This window comes from Neoaquamicrobium microcysteis (assembly GCF_008180155.1).
Classification (GTDB): domain Bacteria; phylum Pseudomonadota; class Alphaproteobacteria; order Rhizobiales; family Rhizobiaceae; genus Aerobium; species Aerobium microcysteis.
On sequence record NZ_VSZS01000060.1, the window covers coordinates 152,721 to 167,395 of the forward strand.

General features: G+C 63.6%; 13 protein-coding genes. 7 read left to right on the forward strand and 6 right to left on the reverse strand.

Going from position 1 to position 14,675, the window contains the following annotated elements:
* Nucleotides 1–52: 52 nt before the first annotated feature.
* The 7 genes from bglB (at nucleotide 53) to FY036_RS09035 (ending at nucleotide 9,022) form a co-directional block, all read left to right on the forward strand.
* Nucleotides 53–1,159, forward strand: coding sequence for a beta-galactosidase BglB (bglB, locus tag FY036_RS09005; protein WP_235897595.1), 1,107 nt, complete (start codon nucleotides 53–55; stop codon nucleotides 1,157–1,159).
* Entirely contained in the window at nucleotides 1,156–1,992 is an 837-nt protein-coding gene (gene kduI, locus FY036_RS09010) for a 5-dehydro-4-deoxy-D-glucuronate isomerase (protein WP_148914382.1), read from the forward strand. Before bglB ends, kduI begins: the two co-directional genes overlap by 4 nt.
* On the forward strand, nucleotides 1,989–4,502 hold the full coding sequence (locus FY036_RS09015) for a hypothetical protein (RefSeq protein WP_148914383.1): 2,514 nt from the start codon (nucleotides 1,989–1,991) through the stop codon (nucleotides 4,500–4,502). Before kduI ends, FY036_RS09015 begins: the two co-directional genes overlap by 4 nt.
* 62 nt (nucleotides 4,503–4,564) lie before the next feature.
* On the forward strand, nucleotides 4,565–5,830 hold the full coding sequence (locus FY036_RS09020; protein WP_148914384.1) for an ABC transporter substrate-binding protein: 1,266 nt from the start codon (nucleotides 4,565–4,567) through the stop codon (nucleotides 5,828–5,830).
* 10 nt (nucleotides 5,831–5,840) lie between these two features.
* Entirely contained in the window at nucleotides 5,841–6,872 is a 1,032-nt protein-coding gene (locus FY036_RS09025) for a carbohydrate ABC transporter permease (protein WP_407941150.1), read from the forward strand.
* A complete protein-coding gene (locus FY036_RS09030; RefSeq protein WP_148914385.1) occupies nucleotides 6,869–7,921 on the forward strand; it encodes a carbohydrate ABC transporter permease in 1,053 nt (350 codons plus the stop codon). The genes FY036_RS09025 and FY036_RS09030 overlap by 4 nt, the downstream gene beginning before the upstream one ends.
* A 9-nt stretch (nucleotides 7,922–7,930) precedes the next feature.
* Nucleotides 7,931–9,022, forward strand: a complete 1,092-nt coding sequence (locus FY036_RS09035) for an ABC transporter ATP-binding protein (RefSeq protein WP_148914386.1) — start codon at nucleotides 7,931–7,933, stop codon at nucleotides 9,020–9,022.
* Here the strand turns inward: FY036_RS09035 and FY036_RS09040 are convergent.
* From FY036_RS09040 to FY036_RS09065, 6 genes are read right to left on the reverse strand one after another with little or no spacing between them, the layout of a single operon-like run.
* Complete coding sequence (locus FY036_RS09040; RefSeq protein ID WP_235897596.1) at nucleotides 9,009–9,902, reverse strand: alpha/beta hydrolase family protein; 894 nt, start codon at nucleotides 9,900–9,902, stop codon at nucleotides 9,009–9,011. The genes FY036_RS09035 and FY036_RS09040 overlap by 14 nt on opposite strands.
* Before the next feature lie 39 nt (nucleotides 9,903–9,941).
* Nucleotides 9,942–10,475: an NADPH-dependent FMN reductase gene (locus FY036_RS09045; protein ID WP_148914387.1), complete on the reverse strand. Its 534-nt coding sequence runs from the start codon at nucleotides 10,473–10,475 to the stop codon at nucleotides 9,942–9,944.
* Nucleotides 10,475–11,797 carry a TRAP transporter large permease gene (locus FY036_RS09050; RefSeq protein WP_148914388.1) on the reverse strand — a complete coding sequence of 441 codons (1,323 nt, stop codon included), beginning with the start codon at nucleotides 11,795–11,797 and terminating at the stop codon, nucleotides 10,475–10,477. The genes FY036_RS09045 and FY036_RS09050 overlap by 1 nt, the downstream gene beginning before the upstream one ends.
* Nucleotides 11,794–12,366 (reverse strand): TRAP transporter small permease subunit, encoded by a 573-nt coding sequence (locus FY036_RS09055; protein WP_148914389.1) that lies wholly within the window; start codon nucleotides 12,364–12,366, stop codon nucleotides 11,794–11,796. The genes FY036_RS09050 and FY036_RS09055 overlap by 4 nt, the downstream gene beginning before the upstream one ends.
* A 36-nt stretch (nucleotides 12,367–12,402) precedes the next feature.
* The gene (locus tag FY036_RS09060) at nucleotides 12,403–13,482 is read right to left on the reverse strand and encodes a C4-dicarboxylate TRAP transporter substrate-binding protein (protein WP_148914390.1); all 1,080 of its coding nucleotides are present in this window, start codon (nucleotides 13,480–13,482) and stop codon (nucleotides 12,403–12,405) included.
* Between the two features lie 38 nt (nucleotides 13,483–13,520).
* Nucleotides 13,521–14,666, reverse strand: a complete 1,146-nt coding sequence (locus tag FY036_RS09065; protein WP_148914391.1) for a CaiB/BaiF CoA transferase family protein — start codon at nucleotides 14,664–14,666, stop codon at nucleotides 13,521–13,523.
* Between the last annotated feature and the right edge of the window lie 9 nt (nucleotides 14,667–14,675).

A 14,675-nucleotide genomic window follows, 5' to 3' on the forward strand; every position in this document is an offset into this window, starting at 1 on the left:
CTTTGCAGTGTGGAACTTGTCATGTCCACACGGAAGCGACACGGGAGGAGACGTGGCTTCGTCGGCAGCAACGATACGTGCGCATATGGAGCGTCTGGTCCGTGGCATGACCGAACTGCGGCATGACGGACGTTTCGACGAGCCCAATCTCGACGGCAGCGCGGGCGATTATATCAGCTTTGATTCCTGGGAATGGCCTCAGGGCGTGGGGCTCTATGGGCTCGTTCGGCTATGGCTCTACACCGGCGACGCCGGGCTGCGCGCAACGATCGAGGCTTGGTATGAGCGCCGCATCGACGCCGGGCTGCCGCCGCTGAACATCAACACGACCGCGCCGATGCTCGCGCTGTCGCTGCTGTGGCGCGAAACCCGCGATCCCCGATGGGAAAAGCCGCTCGCCGAATGGGCCGAGCGGGTGATGCGCGATCTGCCGCGTACGCCGGAAGGCGGCTTCCAGCACGACGTATCCGACAAGGTCAACGACGACGAGCTGTGGGACGACACGCTGTTCATGGCCGGTCTGTTCCTTGCCTGCTACGGCAGCGCCGCCGCCAAGCCCGAGCTGGTGCAGGAAGCGCAGCGCCAGTTCCTTGTCCACTCGCGTTATCTTGCCGATCCGCAGAGCGGGCTTTGGTTTCACGGTTGGACCTTTGCAGGGCGGCACAATTTCGCCCGTGCGCTATGGGCGCGCGGCAATGCGTGGATCACCGTCGGCATTCTCGACCTGATCGAGCTTTGCGACGTGGCAGAGCCGCTCCGGTCCTACCTCCTGGGCATATGGGAAACCCAGGTCGAGGCGCTGCTGAAGCTGCAGGTGCCGTCGGGCGCATGGCGCACGCTGCTGGACGACCCGTCGTCCTATGAGGAAATGTCGGCAACGGCCGGGTTCGGATACGGGCTTCTCAAGGCCGCTCGGCTGGGTTTCGGGCCGCAGGCATGCGGGGCTGCAGGCGGCCGTGCACTGGAAGCAGTTCTTACCAACATAGGCGCCGACGGCGTGCTGGGCAACGTGTCCTACGGCACCCGCATGGGCCACGATCTGCAGTTCTACCGCGACATACCCATCCAGCCCACGGGGTACGGACAGGCGCTGGCGATCCTGTGTCTGACGGAAGGGCTGATCCACGCGCAGCAAAAGGAAGAAGGCAAGGCAGCATGACGATGAGAGTTCTCTACGGCGCAGGCCCGGGCGATATCGACGGCTACGGCACGGACCGGCTGCGCGCGGAGTTCCTCATCGAGAAGCTGTTCGTGCAGGGCGAGCTTGCCTTCGCCTACACCCATGTCGACCGGATGATCGTCGGCGGTGCGGTGCCGACTGGTGCGAAGCTCTCCTTCGGCGACGGTAAGGATGTCGGCACGCCGCATTTCTTCACCGCGCGCGAGATGGGCATCGCCAATCTCGGCGGTCCGGGCGCGATCACCGTGGACGGAAGGCGTTTTGCACTCGAGAACCGCGACATCCTTTATGTGGGGCGCGGCGCGAAGGAAGTGGTGCTGGAAAGCGAGGATGCCGCAAGGCCGGCATGGTTCTACATGAACTCCGTGCCGGCCGGCGCGGATATCGAGCACCGCCTGATCCGCAAGGCGGAGGCCAAGCCGCTCGATCTTGGCGAGGAAAAGCGCGCCAACAAAAGGCGGCTCGCCATGTACATCCACCCGGAAGTCGCGCCATCCTGCCTGCTCCTGATGGGCATCACCGACCTCGCGCCCGGCAGCGTTTGGAACACGATGCCGCCGCACCTGCATGAGCGCCGCATGGAGGCATACCTCTATTTCGATATGGCCGCGGAGGACCGCGTCGTTCACCTGATGGGCCGGCCGGACAACACGAGACACCTAATGGTGGCGAATGGCGACTGCGTGCTCTCGCCGGCATGGTCGATCCACATGGGAAGCGGCACCGGCCCCTACGCCTTCGTGTGGGGCATGACCGGCGAGAACCAGGCCTATAACGACGTCACTCCCGTCCCTGTCGAGAGGCTGCGATGAACGCAACAGGGCACGTCAGGGGCGATTTCGCGCTGCGCCGGCCGCTCGCAGCCGGCTCGCCCATCGTCTACTGGCAGCTCGGCGCAACGGCCGAGCAGCGTTATGACGTACCCGACCAGCCGATGAAGGGGGAGATGGACCCCTTCTTCTTCCTGACCAAGCACAAGAATTTCATCCCGCACGAATATCCCTGTCGAACGCAGTTCATCGCAGATCGGCGCGGCAAGCGGCCGCTCCCGCAGGGCGCGTTCGCGGCGGTGCGCAACTGGCTGCCATTCGGCTCGCCGCGTGTCGATCTCTCAGGCTTCTGGTTCCGTCCCACCGTCATCGGTACATGGGCACGCACGGTCATCGCGGCATCTACTCCCGGCCGCGCCCGGCTACGCCTGCGCACCTGCGGTGGGGCGGTTCTTTTCGTCAACGGCGCCGAGGTGGGCTGGATGGCGCCCTACGGTCGCAACCTCGAAACCGAAGTCGAACTCGAGGCGGATCTAGCCGCCGGAGCGAACGAGATCGCGCTGTGGTTCGACGATTTGGCCGAGCGTGACGCGCGCTACTATTTCCAGCTCGACTATCTGGAAGGTCCGACGGCCGAACACGCATTGCCCACCGCCGCGCAAGGGGAAATCGCTGCGGCGATCGAGGACGCGCTGGAGGCGATGCATTTCGAGAAGCCGTCTTATGTCGACGGTGAAGTGGCGCTGCTGACGGCGGCGCCATTGCCGGTGGATGCCGACGTATCCGTGGTGGTCGAGGGCGACTTCATGTCCATCGAGGAGCCTTTGAAGCTGCAGCGCGGCCTAAGGGCGGGCGAGGCCCGTTTGCCCATAGCGGATACGAACGACCTGCCGGCCGACTTTCGTCACTTCAAGGTGACCCTGACGGCTTCCGGCTTCAGCGCATCGCGCGTGTTCGGCGTCGAGATTTGCCACGCCGCCCGGCAGGGCGCTGCGCCGAAGGCACTGGCGGCGCGCGTGACCGAAGCGCTGGACGAGGTGGCGCTGCACGCCGAGGCCGACACGGTACGCGCATTGGCGCGGCTTGCTACGGGATGCGGTGGCACCGAAACCGACGCGATGATCGAAGGCGCGTTGCCGGCTATCGAAGACTGTCATGACTGCGCCGACTTCATTCTTGTGCCGCTTCTGTGGTGCCGCCATTCCTACGCCGATACCATCACTCCCGCGCTGGTCGAGCGCATCGACGCGGCAATCCTCGGGTATCGCTACTGGATGGATGAGCCGGGCAACGACGTGCAGTGGTATTTTTCGGAGAACCACGCGCTCCTATTCCACACGGCCGCCTATCTCGCTGGCCACGTGCTGCCAGAAAGACGCTTCGTCCGGTCAGGCCGGTCCGGTAAGGATCAGTCGGCTGTCGGCCTTGCTCGCGTGCGCGCATGGCTCGACCATTTCGAGCAATGGGAGATGGCTGAATTCAACTCGGCCCCGTATTTCCCCATCGATCTCAAGGGACTTACAGCGCTCTACGCCCTTGCGCCCGACGAAGACGTCAGGAAACGGGCGTGCGCTGCAATCATCCGTCTTGTCGAAGTCGTCGCGCGCTCGGCCCATCGTGGCGTGTTGACCGGTGCACAGGGCCGTTCCTACGAACATACGCTGCGCGCGGCGCGGTCGCTGGAGCTGTCGGGCATAGCCCGCATGGTCTGGGGCAGCGGCAATTACGGCATGCGGTTTCACGCGCTGCCGCAACTGGCGCTATGCCTGCGAGATCACGGCCTCGAAATCCCTCAGGCGCTGGCGGACATCGCATCTTTCGATTCGCCCGGCGCGCAGGAATGGTGCTTCGCACAGGGGCAGGGCCGCATCGCCAAGCTGTACCACTGCAAGACGCGCGACTGGGCGATGGGCACGGCGGTGGCCTATCGCTGGAATGAATGGGGCTATCAGGAAACGGTGCTGCATCTGCGGATGGGCGACAACGCCGATGCACAGGTCTGGATCAACCATCCCGGAGAGACGATCCATTCGGGCTACGGCCGGCCGTCATACTGGGGCGGTTCCGGCACCTTGCCGCGCGTCCAGCAATATCGCGGCCTAGCCGTCTTGCTTTTTGATTGCGCTGCCGAGCAACCAGATTTCACGCACGCATGGTTTCCGAAGGGCATTTTCGACGAGGTGGGGATCGACGGAGACACGGCTCATGCGCGTAGCGGAAACGCTCTGCTCCAGCTCAGGGCCGGTGGTGGTTTGCAGCTTGTAGATCGCGGGCCGACGGCCGGCAACGAGTTGCGGGTGCAGGGTCGCAAGACTTCATGGATCGTGCGTCTCGGACAGGTCGATCGGCATGGAAAGCTGGACGCCTTTGCGCGAAACTTTTCCGCCATAACACTCCGCCGCGAAGAGGACGGCCTGCTGCTGGTGGACGATCCGGAGTATGGTGTCGTCCGGTTCCATCCGGACGGACGTGTGGAGGCCGAGGGTCGTTTGATCGATCCCTCGCTATGGACGGTGAAGGGAGACGCCGTCCTGTTGAAGGACCCTGCCTGAGCGGCGGGCGTTGAGGTAGAAATTCAAGCGGATCGGGAGCCGCAAAACCGGAGGAGAATACGATGAAAAGCAGAAAACTACTGTTGGCCCTTACAGCGGGCCTGATGTCATCGACCGTAGCTTTCGCGGGCGACGTTCGCGTCATGTGGTATTCCGATGGCGTGGAAGGCGAGGTCATCCAAGACCTGCTCAACCGCTTCATGGAGGAAAACCCCGGCATCAACGTCATTCTCGACAATGTCGCCTATCAGGTGATCCAGGAGCAGTTGCCTATCGAGCTAGAGGCGGGCCGAGGGCCCGACATCGCTCGCGTCACCAACATCAAGACGCTGGCGGACCACTGGCTCGATCTGACCCCCTATATCGAGGATCCGGAATACTGGCAGACCAATCTAGGCGACCAGTTCGACTGGATGCGCCCCGACGGCTCCGACATCATTCCGGGCTTCATGACGCAGCTTACGCTGACCGGCGGCTTCGCCAACAAGACGCTGTTCGAGCAGGCCGGCGTGGAATTGCCGGGCGAGGACGCGACCTGGGACGAGTGGGTCGAGGCGGCCGGCAAGGTGCAGGACAGCCAGCAGCTCAACGCCGCCTTCGCGATCGACCGCACCGGCCACCGCATCTCGGCGCCCAATATTTCCTACGGCGCCAACTACATCGGCGAGGACAGGCTTCCCGCCCCGATCGATGATGCCACCAAGGAATTCACCACCAAGCTGGTGGAATGGACCGAGAGCGGCCGAATGAACAAAGAGGTCTGGGTTTCGGCGGCTGGCACCACCTACCGCGCTGCCGCGGACGACTTCATCAACGCCCAGATCGCTTACTACTATTCCGGCAGCTGGCAGATCGCCAACCTTTCGACCAAGATAGGCGATGCGTTCGACTGGGTCGCGACCGGCTCGCCCTGCGGCCCTGCCGCCTGCACAGGCCTGCCCGGCGGTGCCGCGCTCGTCGGCATCAAGTACACGCAGAACCCGGAAGAAGTCGGCAAGGTGATGGATTACCTCGCCAGCGAAGACGTCGTTCGCGAGTTCACCGAGCGCACGCTTTTCCTGCCCGCCCACAAGGGCGTCATCGCTGGCGAGATTGATTTCCAGAGCGACGATCCCAACGTCAAGGCCGCGCTCGACGCCTTCGTGAAGGCGACCAGCAAGGTGAGCGAAGTCGCAAACGCGCTTCCGGCCTGGAAGTGGGGCACCCCGGTCTATGGCGTGCTGGTCACGCGTATCAGCCAGGTGATGGCCGGCGAGCTGACGCTCGACGAAGCCTTCGCGCGCATGGACGAGGACATCGCGGCCCAGGTCGCGGAAGCCGGCAACTAAGCCGGCAGGGCTGGCCGTGGACAAGCCCAACAATCGCCTAATCTCACTGGGCGGCGCCGCGATCGCGGCGCCGCTCGGCTGGCTCGCGCGCGCCATCGATCCCCCGCTACGTGCCCTTCAGAAGCTGGGCGGCACCAACGCGATGGCAGCGTTCTTCCTCGCTCCGAACATGCTGATTTTCGGCGTGTTCGTGCTTTTTCCGCTGCTCGTGAACATCGTCTACTCGATGACGGGCGGTAACGCACTGTTCCTGACCAACCGGACCTTCGTCGGGCTGGACCAGTACGAGCGCCTGTTTTCCTGCGCCAACTATCTCGACCCCAGAAGCTGCCGTGAGGACCTATTCTGGACCGCCGTGTGGAACACTGCCTGGTTCGTGGTGCTGCAGGTCACGCTGATGGTGGGCGTCGCGCTGGTCACCGCGCTGATCCTAAACCGCGAGCTCAAGGCGCGCGGTTTCTGGCGCGCGGTGTTCTTCTTCCCCGTGCTGCTGTCTCCCGTCGTCGTGGGTCTCATCTGGCGCTGGATCCTGCAGCGTGAGGGGCTGCTGAACTTCATGCTCTATTCGGCAGGCGGCGAGCCGGTGAACTGGCTGGTCGAGCGCGACTGGGCCTTCTTCTGGGCGATCACCGTCTCCGTGTGGGCGCATATGGGCTTCTACGCGCTGATCCTGCTGGCGGGCCTGCAGGCAATCCCCAAGGACCTCTACGAGGCGGCCGAAATGGACGGCACGCGGCCCGTGCGCGTGTTCTGGCGTATCACCCTTCCGCTGCTGATGCCCAATCTGCTGGTCGTGCTGGTGCTGACGCTGATTCGTGCCGTGCAGATATTCGACGAGGTCTATGTGCTGACAGGTGGCGGACCGGGCACCAGCACCCTCTTTATAACGCAGTACATCTACGAGATCGGCTTCGCTTCTCATCTGCGCAATCCCGGCCTCGCCTCGGCGGCCTCGATCCTGATGGGGCTGGTGCTGATCGTGCTTACCCTGTTCCAGCTTGGCGTGGCGCGCCGCAACGACAGACGGAGCGGCAAGACATGAGCAGGATTTCCGCCTTCCTCTTGCGCCGGCGCGGCGGCGAGCGCTGGCATTGGACCGACGTGTTCACCTGGTTCTGGCTGATCGCCGGCTTCCTGGTGATGTTCGGGCCGGCGGCTTGGCTGGTGAACTCGTCCTTCAAGACCCCGGCGGCGCTTGCCGAGTTCCCGCCGACCATCCTGCCCTACGTCACGGAACTCGTCACCGTTGAGGGCTACGACCAGCCTCTGCCGCTCTATCGCGTGACGCTGGAAGACGGCACGGAACGCGTTCTGGCGGAAGTCCGGCGTATCGGCATCGTCGCGCAGATGGTCGACCCTGCCGACCCGGCCGAGGTTATCCGCGTTAACATCAACCAGCGCACCCCGCAGCGCACCGTGTCCTTTGCCACCGAGAATTATGTCCAGCCGCTGGTTGCCAACGATTTCCTGCGCTTCCTGTGGAATTCCGTCTTCGTCACCGTGATGGCCACGATCATCACGCTCTTGACCAATTCGATGGCGGCGTTCGCGCTCTCGAAATACAATTTCCGCGGCCGTTCGACCGTAATGATGCTGGTGATCGCGACGCTGATGGTGCCGCTGTCAGTCATCATCGTACCGCTTTATTCAGTCATCTCCGCGATGGGGCTGTTCAACTCGCTCTGGGGCGTGATCCTGCCGACCGTCGCGACGCCGACCGGCGTCTTCATGCTGCGGCAATACATGCTGACCATTCCCGACGAGCTGATCGACGCGGCGCGCATGGACAAGGCGTCGGAATGGCAGATCTACTGGCGCATCGTCCTGCCGCTGACGGCGCCGGCGCTGGCCGTGCTGGCGATTTTCTCCGTGGTGTGGCGCTGGAACGACTTCCTCTGGCCGCTGATCGTGCTGTCGAGGCGCGAACTCTACACGCTGCAGGTCGGTCTCAACACTTACGCCGGCGAGCTCAACGTACAATGGCACTTCATCCTTGCGATGACCGTCGTGACCATGATCCCCGTCGTGCTGGTGTTCATCTTCCTGCAGCGCTTCATCACCACCGGCATCGCCGGTACCGGATTGAAATAGGGAGCGAAGATGAGCCGCATCACCCTAAGCAAGGTGGCGAAAGCCTTCGGCGCCGTGAAGGTGCTGCACGATGTCGACCTCGACATCGCCGAGGGCGAGCTGATCGTGTTCGTCGGCCCGTCAGGCTGCGGCAAGTCCACGCTCCTGAGGCTAATCGCCGGGCTCGACCAGCCGACCACCGGTACGATCTCGATCGACGGAAAGGACGTCACCCGCGTCGCAGCCGCCGATCGGGGCCTGGCGATGGTGTTCCAGTCCTACGCCCTCTACCCGCACATGACGGTGCGGCAGAACCTCGCCTTCGGGCTGGAGAATGCGCGCATGCCGCGCGCCGAGATCGACCAGCGCATCACCGAGGCGGCACGCATGCTTGACATCGCCCCCTATCTGGCACGGCGGCCGGGCCAGCTTTCAGGCGGCCAGCGCCAGCGTGTCGCCATCGGTCGGGCCATCGTGCGCAACCCTACTGCCTTCCTGCTGGACGAGCCGCTCTCGAACCTCGACGCCGAACTGCGTATCTCGACCCGCGCCGAACTGGCTGCACTGCACGAGCGGCTTTCGGCGACGATGATCTACGTAACCCATGACCAGACCGAGGCGATGACGCTGGCCGACAGGATCGTGGTTCTGCGCGCCGGCCGCATCGAGCAGGTCGGCTCGCCGCTGGAACTCTACAACACCCCTACCAATCTGTTCGTCGCTGGCTTCATCGGCGCGCCGCGCATGAATTTCCTCCCGGCGAAGATCGGTGAAACGCGTGCCGGCAAGACCGCGATCCGGCTGGAAGGGGCAGGTCCGCTGGAGGTGCAGGCGGCGTCTGCAGCTGCCCACGGTGAGGTTACGGTCGGGCTGCGCCCACACCACCTGCGATTGGTTTCAGACGGGGAAGGCGGGATCCCGGCGCAGGTCAAGCTGGTCGAGGCGCTAGGCTCGGAAACTGTGGTGCACACCACCACGGCCAACGGGGATGGAATGCTTGCCGTGCTCGGCGGCCAGCACAAGGTGAGCGCGGGCGAGACGGTGCATTTCCGCTTCGATGCGGCCGACCTCCACCTGTTTGGTGTCGACGGACTGAGGATAGAGGCTGTCACGACCCCTTGAGATGCGCCAACAGAAACGCCAGCACCGCGTCACGCATGGCGGGGCTTTCCCGATGCCCGGTTTCCGGTTCTCGATGAAGCACGAGGCGGTCTGAGGCATTCGCAGCGGCATAGGCCGCGCGCGTCTCGGCAAGCGCGCGATCCACCGCAGCCGGCGGCGTCAGCGGGTCCAGATCGCCGATGCAGATCAGTTGCGGGCGTGGCGCGATAAGCCCGGCGGTCTCGCCGCCGGATGCGATGTTAAGCAGGCCGGGTATCGTGAGGTAGATTCCGTGCAGATCGTGTGCGCCGGTTTCGATAAGAGCGGCGAAGTCGGCATAGCAGCACAGATGCGCCACGCAGGCGATGCGTTCGTCGACCGCCGCCAGCCAGTAGCCGAACGTCGCGCCCATCGAGATGCCGAAGGCGCCGATGCGCGTGGCGTCCACGTCGGGGCGCGCCGCAAGCCAGTCGATCATCGCAGCCTGTTCGCCAATCATCTGGCCGGCAAGCGACCTGCCGTTCCAAAGTAGGGCCTTCGATGCGGCACTTTCGCTTATCGTCGCGCGCTCGCCGAAGCAGGGCATGTCGATGGCCAGCGTCACGAAGCCCATCGAGGCCAGCACAGGCCCAAGCGGGGCTTGCAAAGCTGGTCGGCCGTCCAGCAATTCGCCTGCGCCGATGTCGTATCGTGCGCCGTGGGCGTGGAGGTAGAGGATGGCAGGCGCAGGGGCATCGCTGCTCGGTCGCGTGAGAACGCCACGAACCGCCTCGCCGCCTGCCGTATGGAAGACGAGGCGTTCGACCACGTACCTGCCCATGTCGCTGCTCTGACGGCTCTGCTCCGTCAGGCTGTGCCGGCCTATCTCGAACGCGCTGCGCAGGCTTTCGACGATCTCCACGGCATTCCTCCTGTCGTCGTCACGCCGCTGGTTGCGCGATCAGCTTTCCAGCGCCTTTATAAACGCGTTCAGCGCTTCGAACAGGAACGTCTCTGTCGGTTCGTCTGCAAGGCGGCCATCCTTCACCTTGGTGCTGGCGTGCGTCACGACGACTTCCTGCCAGACGAAGGTGTTGGCCAGCACGCCGCCGAGGATGTTCTTGAGATGCGCCTGCGCGCGAACACCGCCCAGTGCACCTCCCGACACCGATGCGATGAAGATCGGCTTGTCCTTGAACACTGAAGCGTAGCCGGGGCGCGAGGCCCAGTCGATGGCGTTCTTGAGGACACCGGGAACGCTGTAGTTGTATTCCGGCGTTACGATAACCAGTCCGTCGGCTCGGTCGATAGCCGCCTTCAGTTCCACCACGATCGAGGGCGGAGGGTCGAGGTCGGCGTTGTAGTGCGGCAGCGCCCCGATTTCGAAACCGGTCGTCTCGACCGTTCCTTCCAGTCGGTCGCGGATCGTGGCGACGACCGCACGGGAGGAGGATGCCGCGCGCAGGCTGCCGGCAAGGCAAAGGATATTCGTCATTAAAGTCTCGCAAGCCAGACGGAGATTGAGGGGAAGGCGATAAGGATAAACAGACAGAGCAGCATCGCGCCGATGAAAGGCAGCGCGCCGCGGAATATCTCGCCCACCGCGAGCGTCTTGTCGTCCAGTGCCGATTTGATCGTGTAGACCGAAAGCCCGAAAGGCGGGGTCAAAAGGCCGATCTCGACCGCGACGACGGTCAGCACGCCGAACCATATCAGGTCGAACCCTGCCTCGCGCGCCACCGGCAGGGCTATCGGGAGCAGGATCAGCATGATCGAGATGGAATCGATGAAGCAGCCCAGCAGAATGACCAGCAGCAGAAACAGGAACAGGAAGCCGTAGGGACCGATGAAATCACCCAGCAGCACCTGCGCCAGATGGGCCGGCAGTCCGGACATCGCCAACATGCGGCTGAAGAAGGTGGCGGCAACGATGAGGAACAGCACCGACACGGTGATGCGGCCCGTCTCCACCATCAGCGACCAGAAGCTGCCCGGCGTCAGCGAGCGCCGGAAAAGCGCGATGACGAGCGCGCCCAGCGCGCCCGCGGCCCCCGCCTCGGTCGGGTTGAGGAAGCCGCCATAGATGCCCCCCAGCACGACCACGATCAGCGCTACGATTGGAAAGCCCTTGCCGAGCAGCGCCACGAAGGTGGGCTCCGGTAATGCGTCGCGCTCAATGCCGACCACCTTGCGGTCGAACACCCAGTCACGACGAAAGGATGCCATTGCGACGATGACGACGGCGAAGATGAGGGACAGAAGGATGCCGGGACCAACGCCTGCAAGGAACATGCGCCCGACCGATTCTTCAGCCAGCACGGCATAGATAATCATTAGAAGCGACGGCGGCAGAAGCATGCCCAGCACCGAGCTTCCCGCCACGACTCCCGTGGCGAAACGCGTGGAATAGCCGTGACGCGCCATTTCGGGAACGGCTATGCGGGAGAACACCGAAGCCGATGCAATCGAAATACCCGTGATCGAGGCGAAAACGGCGTTTGCGCCGACGGTGGCGACCCCAAGGCCTGCCTTCAACCGGCGTAGCATTCGCTCGAAGAGATCGAACGTATCCTTGCCCAGCCCCGATACCGTGACCAGCAGACCCATAAGCACGAAAAGAGGCACGACGGCGAACAGGTATTCGCGAAGGCTGTCATTGGCGACGGAGCCGATCATCCGCAGCGCCACAGTTTCGTTTCGGATGAAAGAGACGCCGGCAAACGAAACCAGCAGCATCGCTGTCGCGATCGGCATGCCTATCAGGATCAGCACCATCATGACGACGAGCGCCAGAGCGCCGATTTCGATGCCCGTCATCGTGTCTGCTCTCCACCGGCTGCCGCCAGCCTGAACTGGGCGAGGGCCCGAATGAGGAACTGGATGGTGGCGACGGCGATGCCCGCGAGGATCAGCACACGAAACGGCCAGGTGGGTGCCGTCATGACGCCTGTCACGCCGATGAAGTCCATGCTGCCGATGTCGCGTCGCAGTATGCCGAGCGTCGACCAGGCGATGAGGGCGCACACGACGACGCCCGCGAGTTCCCAGAGTCCGCTGACCAATGCCAGCATGCGCGGGCTCTTGCGCTCCAGCCAAAGCAGGAAGAACTCAATCCGTGCAAGCCGGTTGTGACGGATCGTCGTTCCCAACTGCAGGAAGACGATCATCACCAGCGTAAGCGCACCGAGTTCGGAAATGAGCGGGAGGGAACTGCCGAACATGTTGCGCGCGGCGATGTCCGCACAGATCATCGCCATGAGCAACCCGATCATGAGGGTGCCGAGCGCGGCCATGCCGTCTACCAGCGCGGCCCAGAGCCTGGCAGCCGGCCCGACGTGCCGGCGATCCGTTGGGGGAGCGCCGGCCGGTTCTTCTTGTTGATGCATCGTCAGCGTCCGCGTGGCGATGGCTCTCCGCTTGCCCTACTCGCTCTTGTCCCAGTCGCGAACGGGCGTTTCGCCCCGCGCACGCAACCCTTCCATGTAGGCTGCGAGGAACTCGCGTGCAGGCAGGCCGCGGGCTTCGCCATCCGCCGCCCATTCGCCGGCGATGTCGGGCAGCCCGTTCACCCAGGCCGTACGATCTTCTTCCGACATTTCGCTCACCGTCACCGGTGGGTTCTGGCCGGCGCCCAGCTCGACCATCTTGCCGAAGGCTGCTTCATGCGCCTCGAGCAGGTTCTTGCCATGCGCGTCGGTGTAGAACTTGCCGGCTTCGACCATCGCGTTCTGGACCTCTTCGGGCAGTCCGTCCCAGCTGTCCTTGTTGATGGCAACCGCACCCGAGAAGGCCGTGCCGATGCGCACGCGGGTGATGTAAGGGGCGACCTCATAAAGCTTGGCCGGCAACACGCCGAGCGCCAGCGACAGGACGCCGTCTGATACACCCGTTTGGATGTCGGTATAGAAGGTCGTCAGCGCGCCATCGACAGCGTTGGCACCTGTGCCGCGCAGCCATGAACCCAGCACGCCGGGCGCCGAAATCTTCATGCCGTTGAGGTCGGACAGGCTTTCGATCGGCTGCTTGGTGTAGATGTCGTAGCCGTCGGTGCCGGTCAGCCCGAGTACCTTGAGATTGTATTGCTCCCACTCATTGCGGAAAGCCTCGTTGTTTTCCAGAAGTTCGCCCATCACCTCGAGCTGAACCGGCGGGTTGGCGGTTGAGAACGGCGCATAGCTCGAAACCTGGCTAAGCGGCAGCTTGGCCACTTCGAGGAAGGAGAAGACCCAGCCAATGTCGGTGACACCCTCTTCAACCGACGAAAGCGTGGCATTGGCCTTGTAGAGCTGACCGCCGAAGGCTTCCTGCCATTCGATCTTGTAATTGCCGCCCTCGGCGAGGATACGGTCGGTCTCGGCCATGAAATGCGACTTGATCATGCCCACCCACGGGATGGTGAGCGGGTGGCTCGACGCGACCGTCAGGTTGATCGTTTCCTGAGCCATCGCGGCGGTTGGAAAGGCTACGACGCTTGCAAGCAGCAGTCCGGTAAGTTTTCTCATTTCGGTTCCTCCCTGGTTATTCTTGAAAAGGCGGGTCCTCAGCCCGCCAGCCGTTTCGCCACTTCCGCCCTTATCTCGTCGCCATGTTCGTCGAGCACGGGGGGCGGAAGCACTTCGAGGTCGGCCTCGCCGTCGAAGCTGTAAGGCGGACGCACGGTCTTGAACGGGCCCATCTGCGGATGGGTCGCCTCGACCGCGATCTGCAGGTGCTTTGCCTGCGGGTCTTCAAGTGCCTCGTCGGAATCGTAGGCAGGCGAATGCGGCACTTCGTTTTCGAGCAACAGCGTGCACCATTCGTCACGCGAGCGCGTGGCGAAGACGGGCGTCAGTATGTCGATGAGGTCCTGCTGGTGGTTGATCCGCTTGAGCCGCTCGGCAAAGCGCTCGTCGGTCAACAGCTTGGGCTGTTGGGTAGCGGCGGCCAGCCCTTCCCAGAACTTCTGCGGCGATGACAGGTGGATGGCGATCCATTTCCCGTCCGAGCAGGCGAATGTGTAGGACTGCGAAACCATCGGACGGCTGAGCGGCCCCATCACCTCGCCGACGCTGAAATAGTGCGTGAAGGAATCGAGGTTGAAATGGCACATGGCTTCCAGCATCGAAATGTCGAGGCGGCGTCCCTTGCCCGTCTTTGAACGTTCCAGCAAAGCCGCAACGATGCCGAGCGCTGCATAATGGCCCGTTACCGCGTCGGCGATCGCGGGACCGATCACGCGCGGATTGGCCGGGGGCGTCAGCAGGCGCAGATAGGCGCTCGCCGCCTGCGCGACAGTGTCGTAGGCGGGCCGGTCGCGTGACGGGCCGCTCTGGCCGAAGCCGGTGATGGCACAGTAGACGAGGCCGGGATTTATGCGCTGCAGTTCCTCCGCTCCGGCCCCCAGCCGCTCCGCAACGCCGGGGCGGAAGTTCTGGATGAAGATGTCAGCGGTCCGGATGAGATCGTGGAAGGTCGCCCGTTCGTCCATCTTGTTTGTATCGAGTGCGATCGAGCGCTTGTTGCGATTGTAGGTCTGGAAGTGCGGCGAATAGAGCCCGCCCTTGAAGGCGCGGAACGGGTCGCCCGCGCCGGGGCGTTCTACCTTGATGACGTCGGCACCAAGATCGGCCAGGTGCATGCCTGCGGCCGGGCCGGTGATGTAGGTTCCCATTTCGACGACACGGATATCCTTGAGTATCTTGGTCATCGGTTCGTC

Coding starts and splice junctions, on each gene's coding strand:
- FY036_RS09050 (WP_148914388.1), bottom strand. CDS start 11,797: ATGACGGGCATCGAAATCGGCGCTCTGGCGCTCGTCGTCATGATGGTG.
- FY036_RS09015 (WP_148914383.1), top strand. CDS start 1,989: ATGAACGCAACAGGGCACGTCAGGGGCGATTTCGCGCTGCGCCGGCCG.
- FY036_RS09065 (WP_148914391.1), bottom strand. CDS start 14,666: ATGACCAAGATACTCAAGGATATCCGTGTCGTCGAAATGGGAACCTAC.
- FY036_RS09055 (WP_148914389.1), bottom strand. CDS start 12,366: ATGCATCAACAAGAAGAACCGGCCGGCGCTCCCCCAACGGATCGCCGG.
- FY036_RS09035 (WP_148914386.1), top strand. CDS start 7,931: ATGAGCCGCATCACCCTAAGCAAGGTGGCGAAAGCCTTCGGCGCCGTG.
- FY036_RS09020 (WP_148914384.1), top strand. CDS start 4,565: ATGAAAAGCAGAAAACTACTGTTGGCCCTTACAGCGGGCCTGATGTCA.
- kduI (WP_148914382.1), top strand. CDS start 1,156: ATGACGATGAGAGTTCTCTACGGCGCAGGCCCGGGCGATATCGACGGC.
- FY036_RS09060 (WP_148914390.1), bottom strand. CDS start 13,482: ATGAGAAAACTTACCGGACTGCTGCTTGCAAGCGTCGTAGCCTTTCCA.
- FY036_RS09045 (WP_148914387.1), bottom strand. CDS start 10,475: ATGACGAATATCCTTTGCCTTGCCGGCAGCCTGCGCGCGGCATCCTCC.
- FY036_RS09030 (WP_148914385.1), top strand. CDS start 6,869: ATGAGCAGGATTTCCGCCTTCCTCTTGCGCCGGCGCGGCGGCGAGCGC.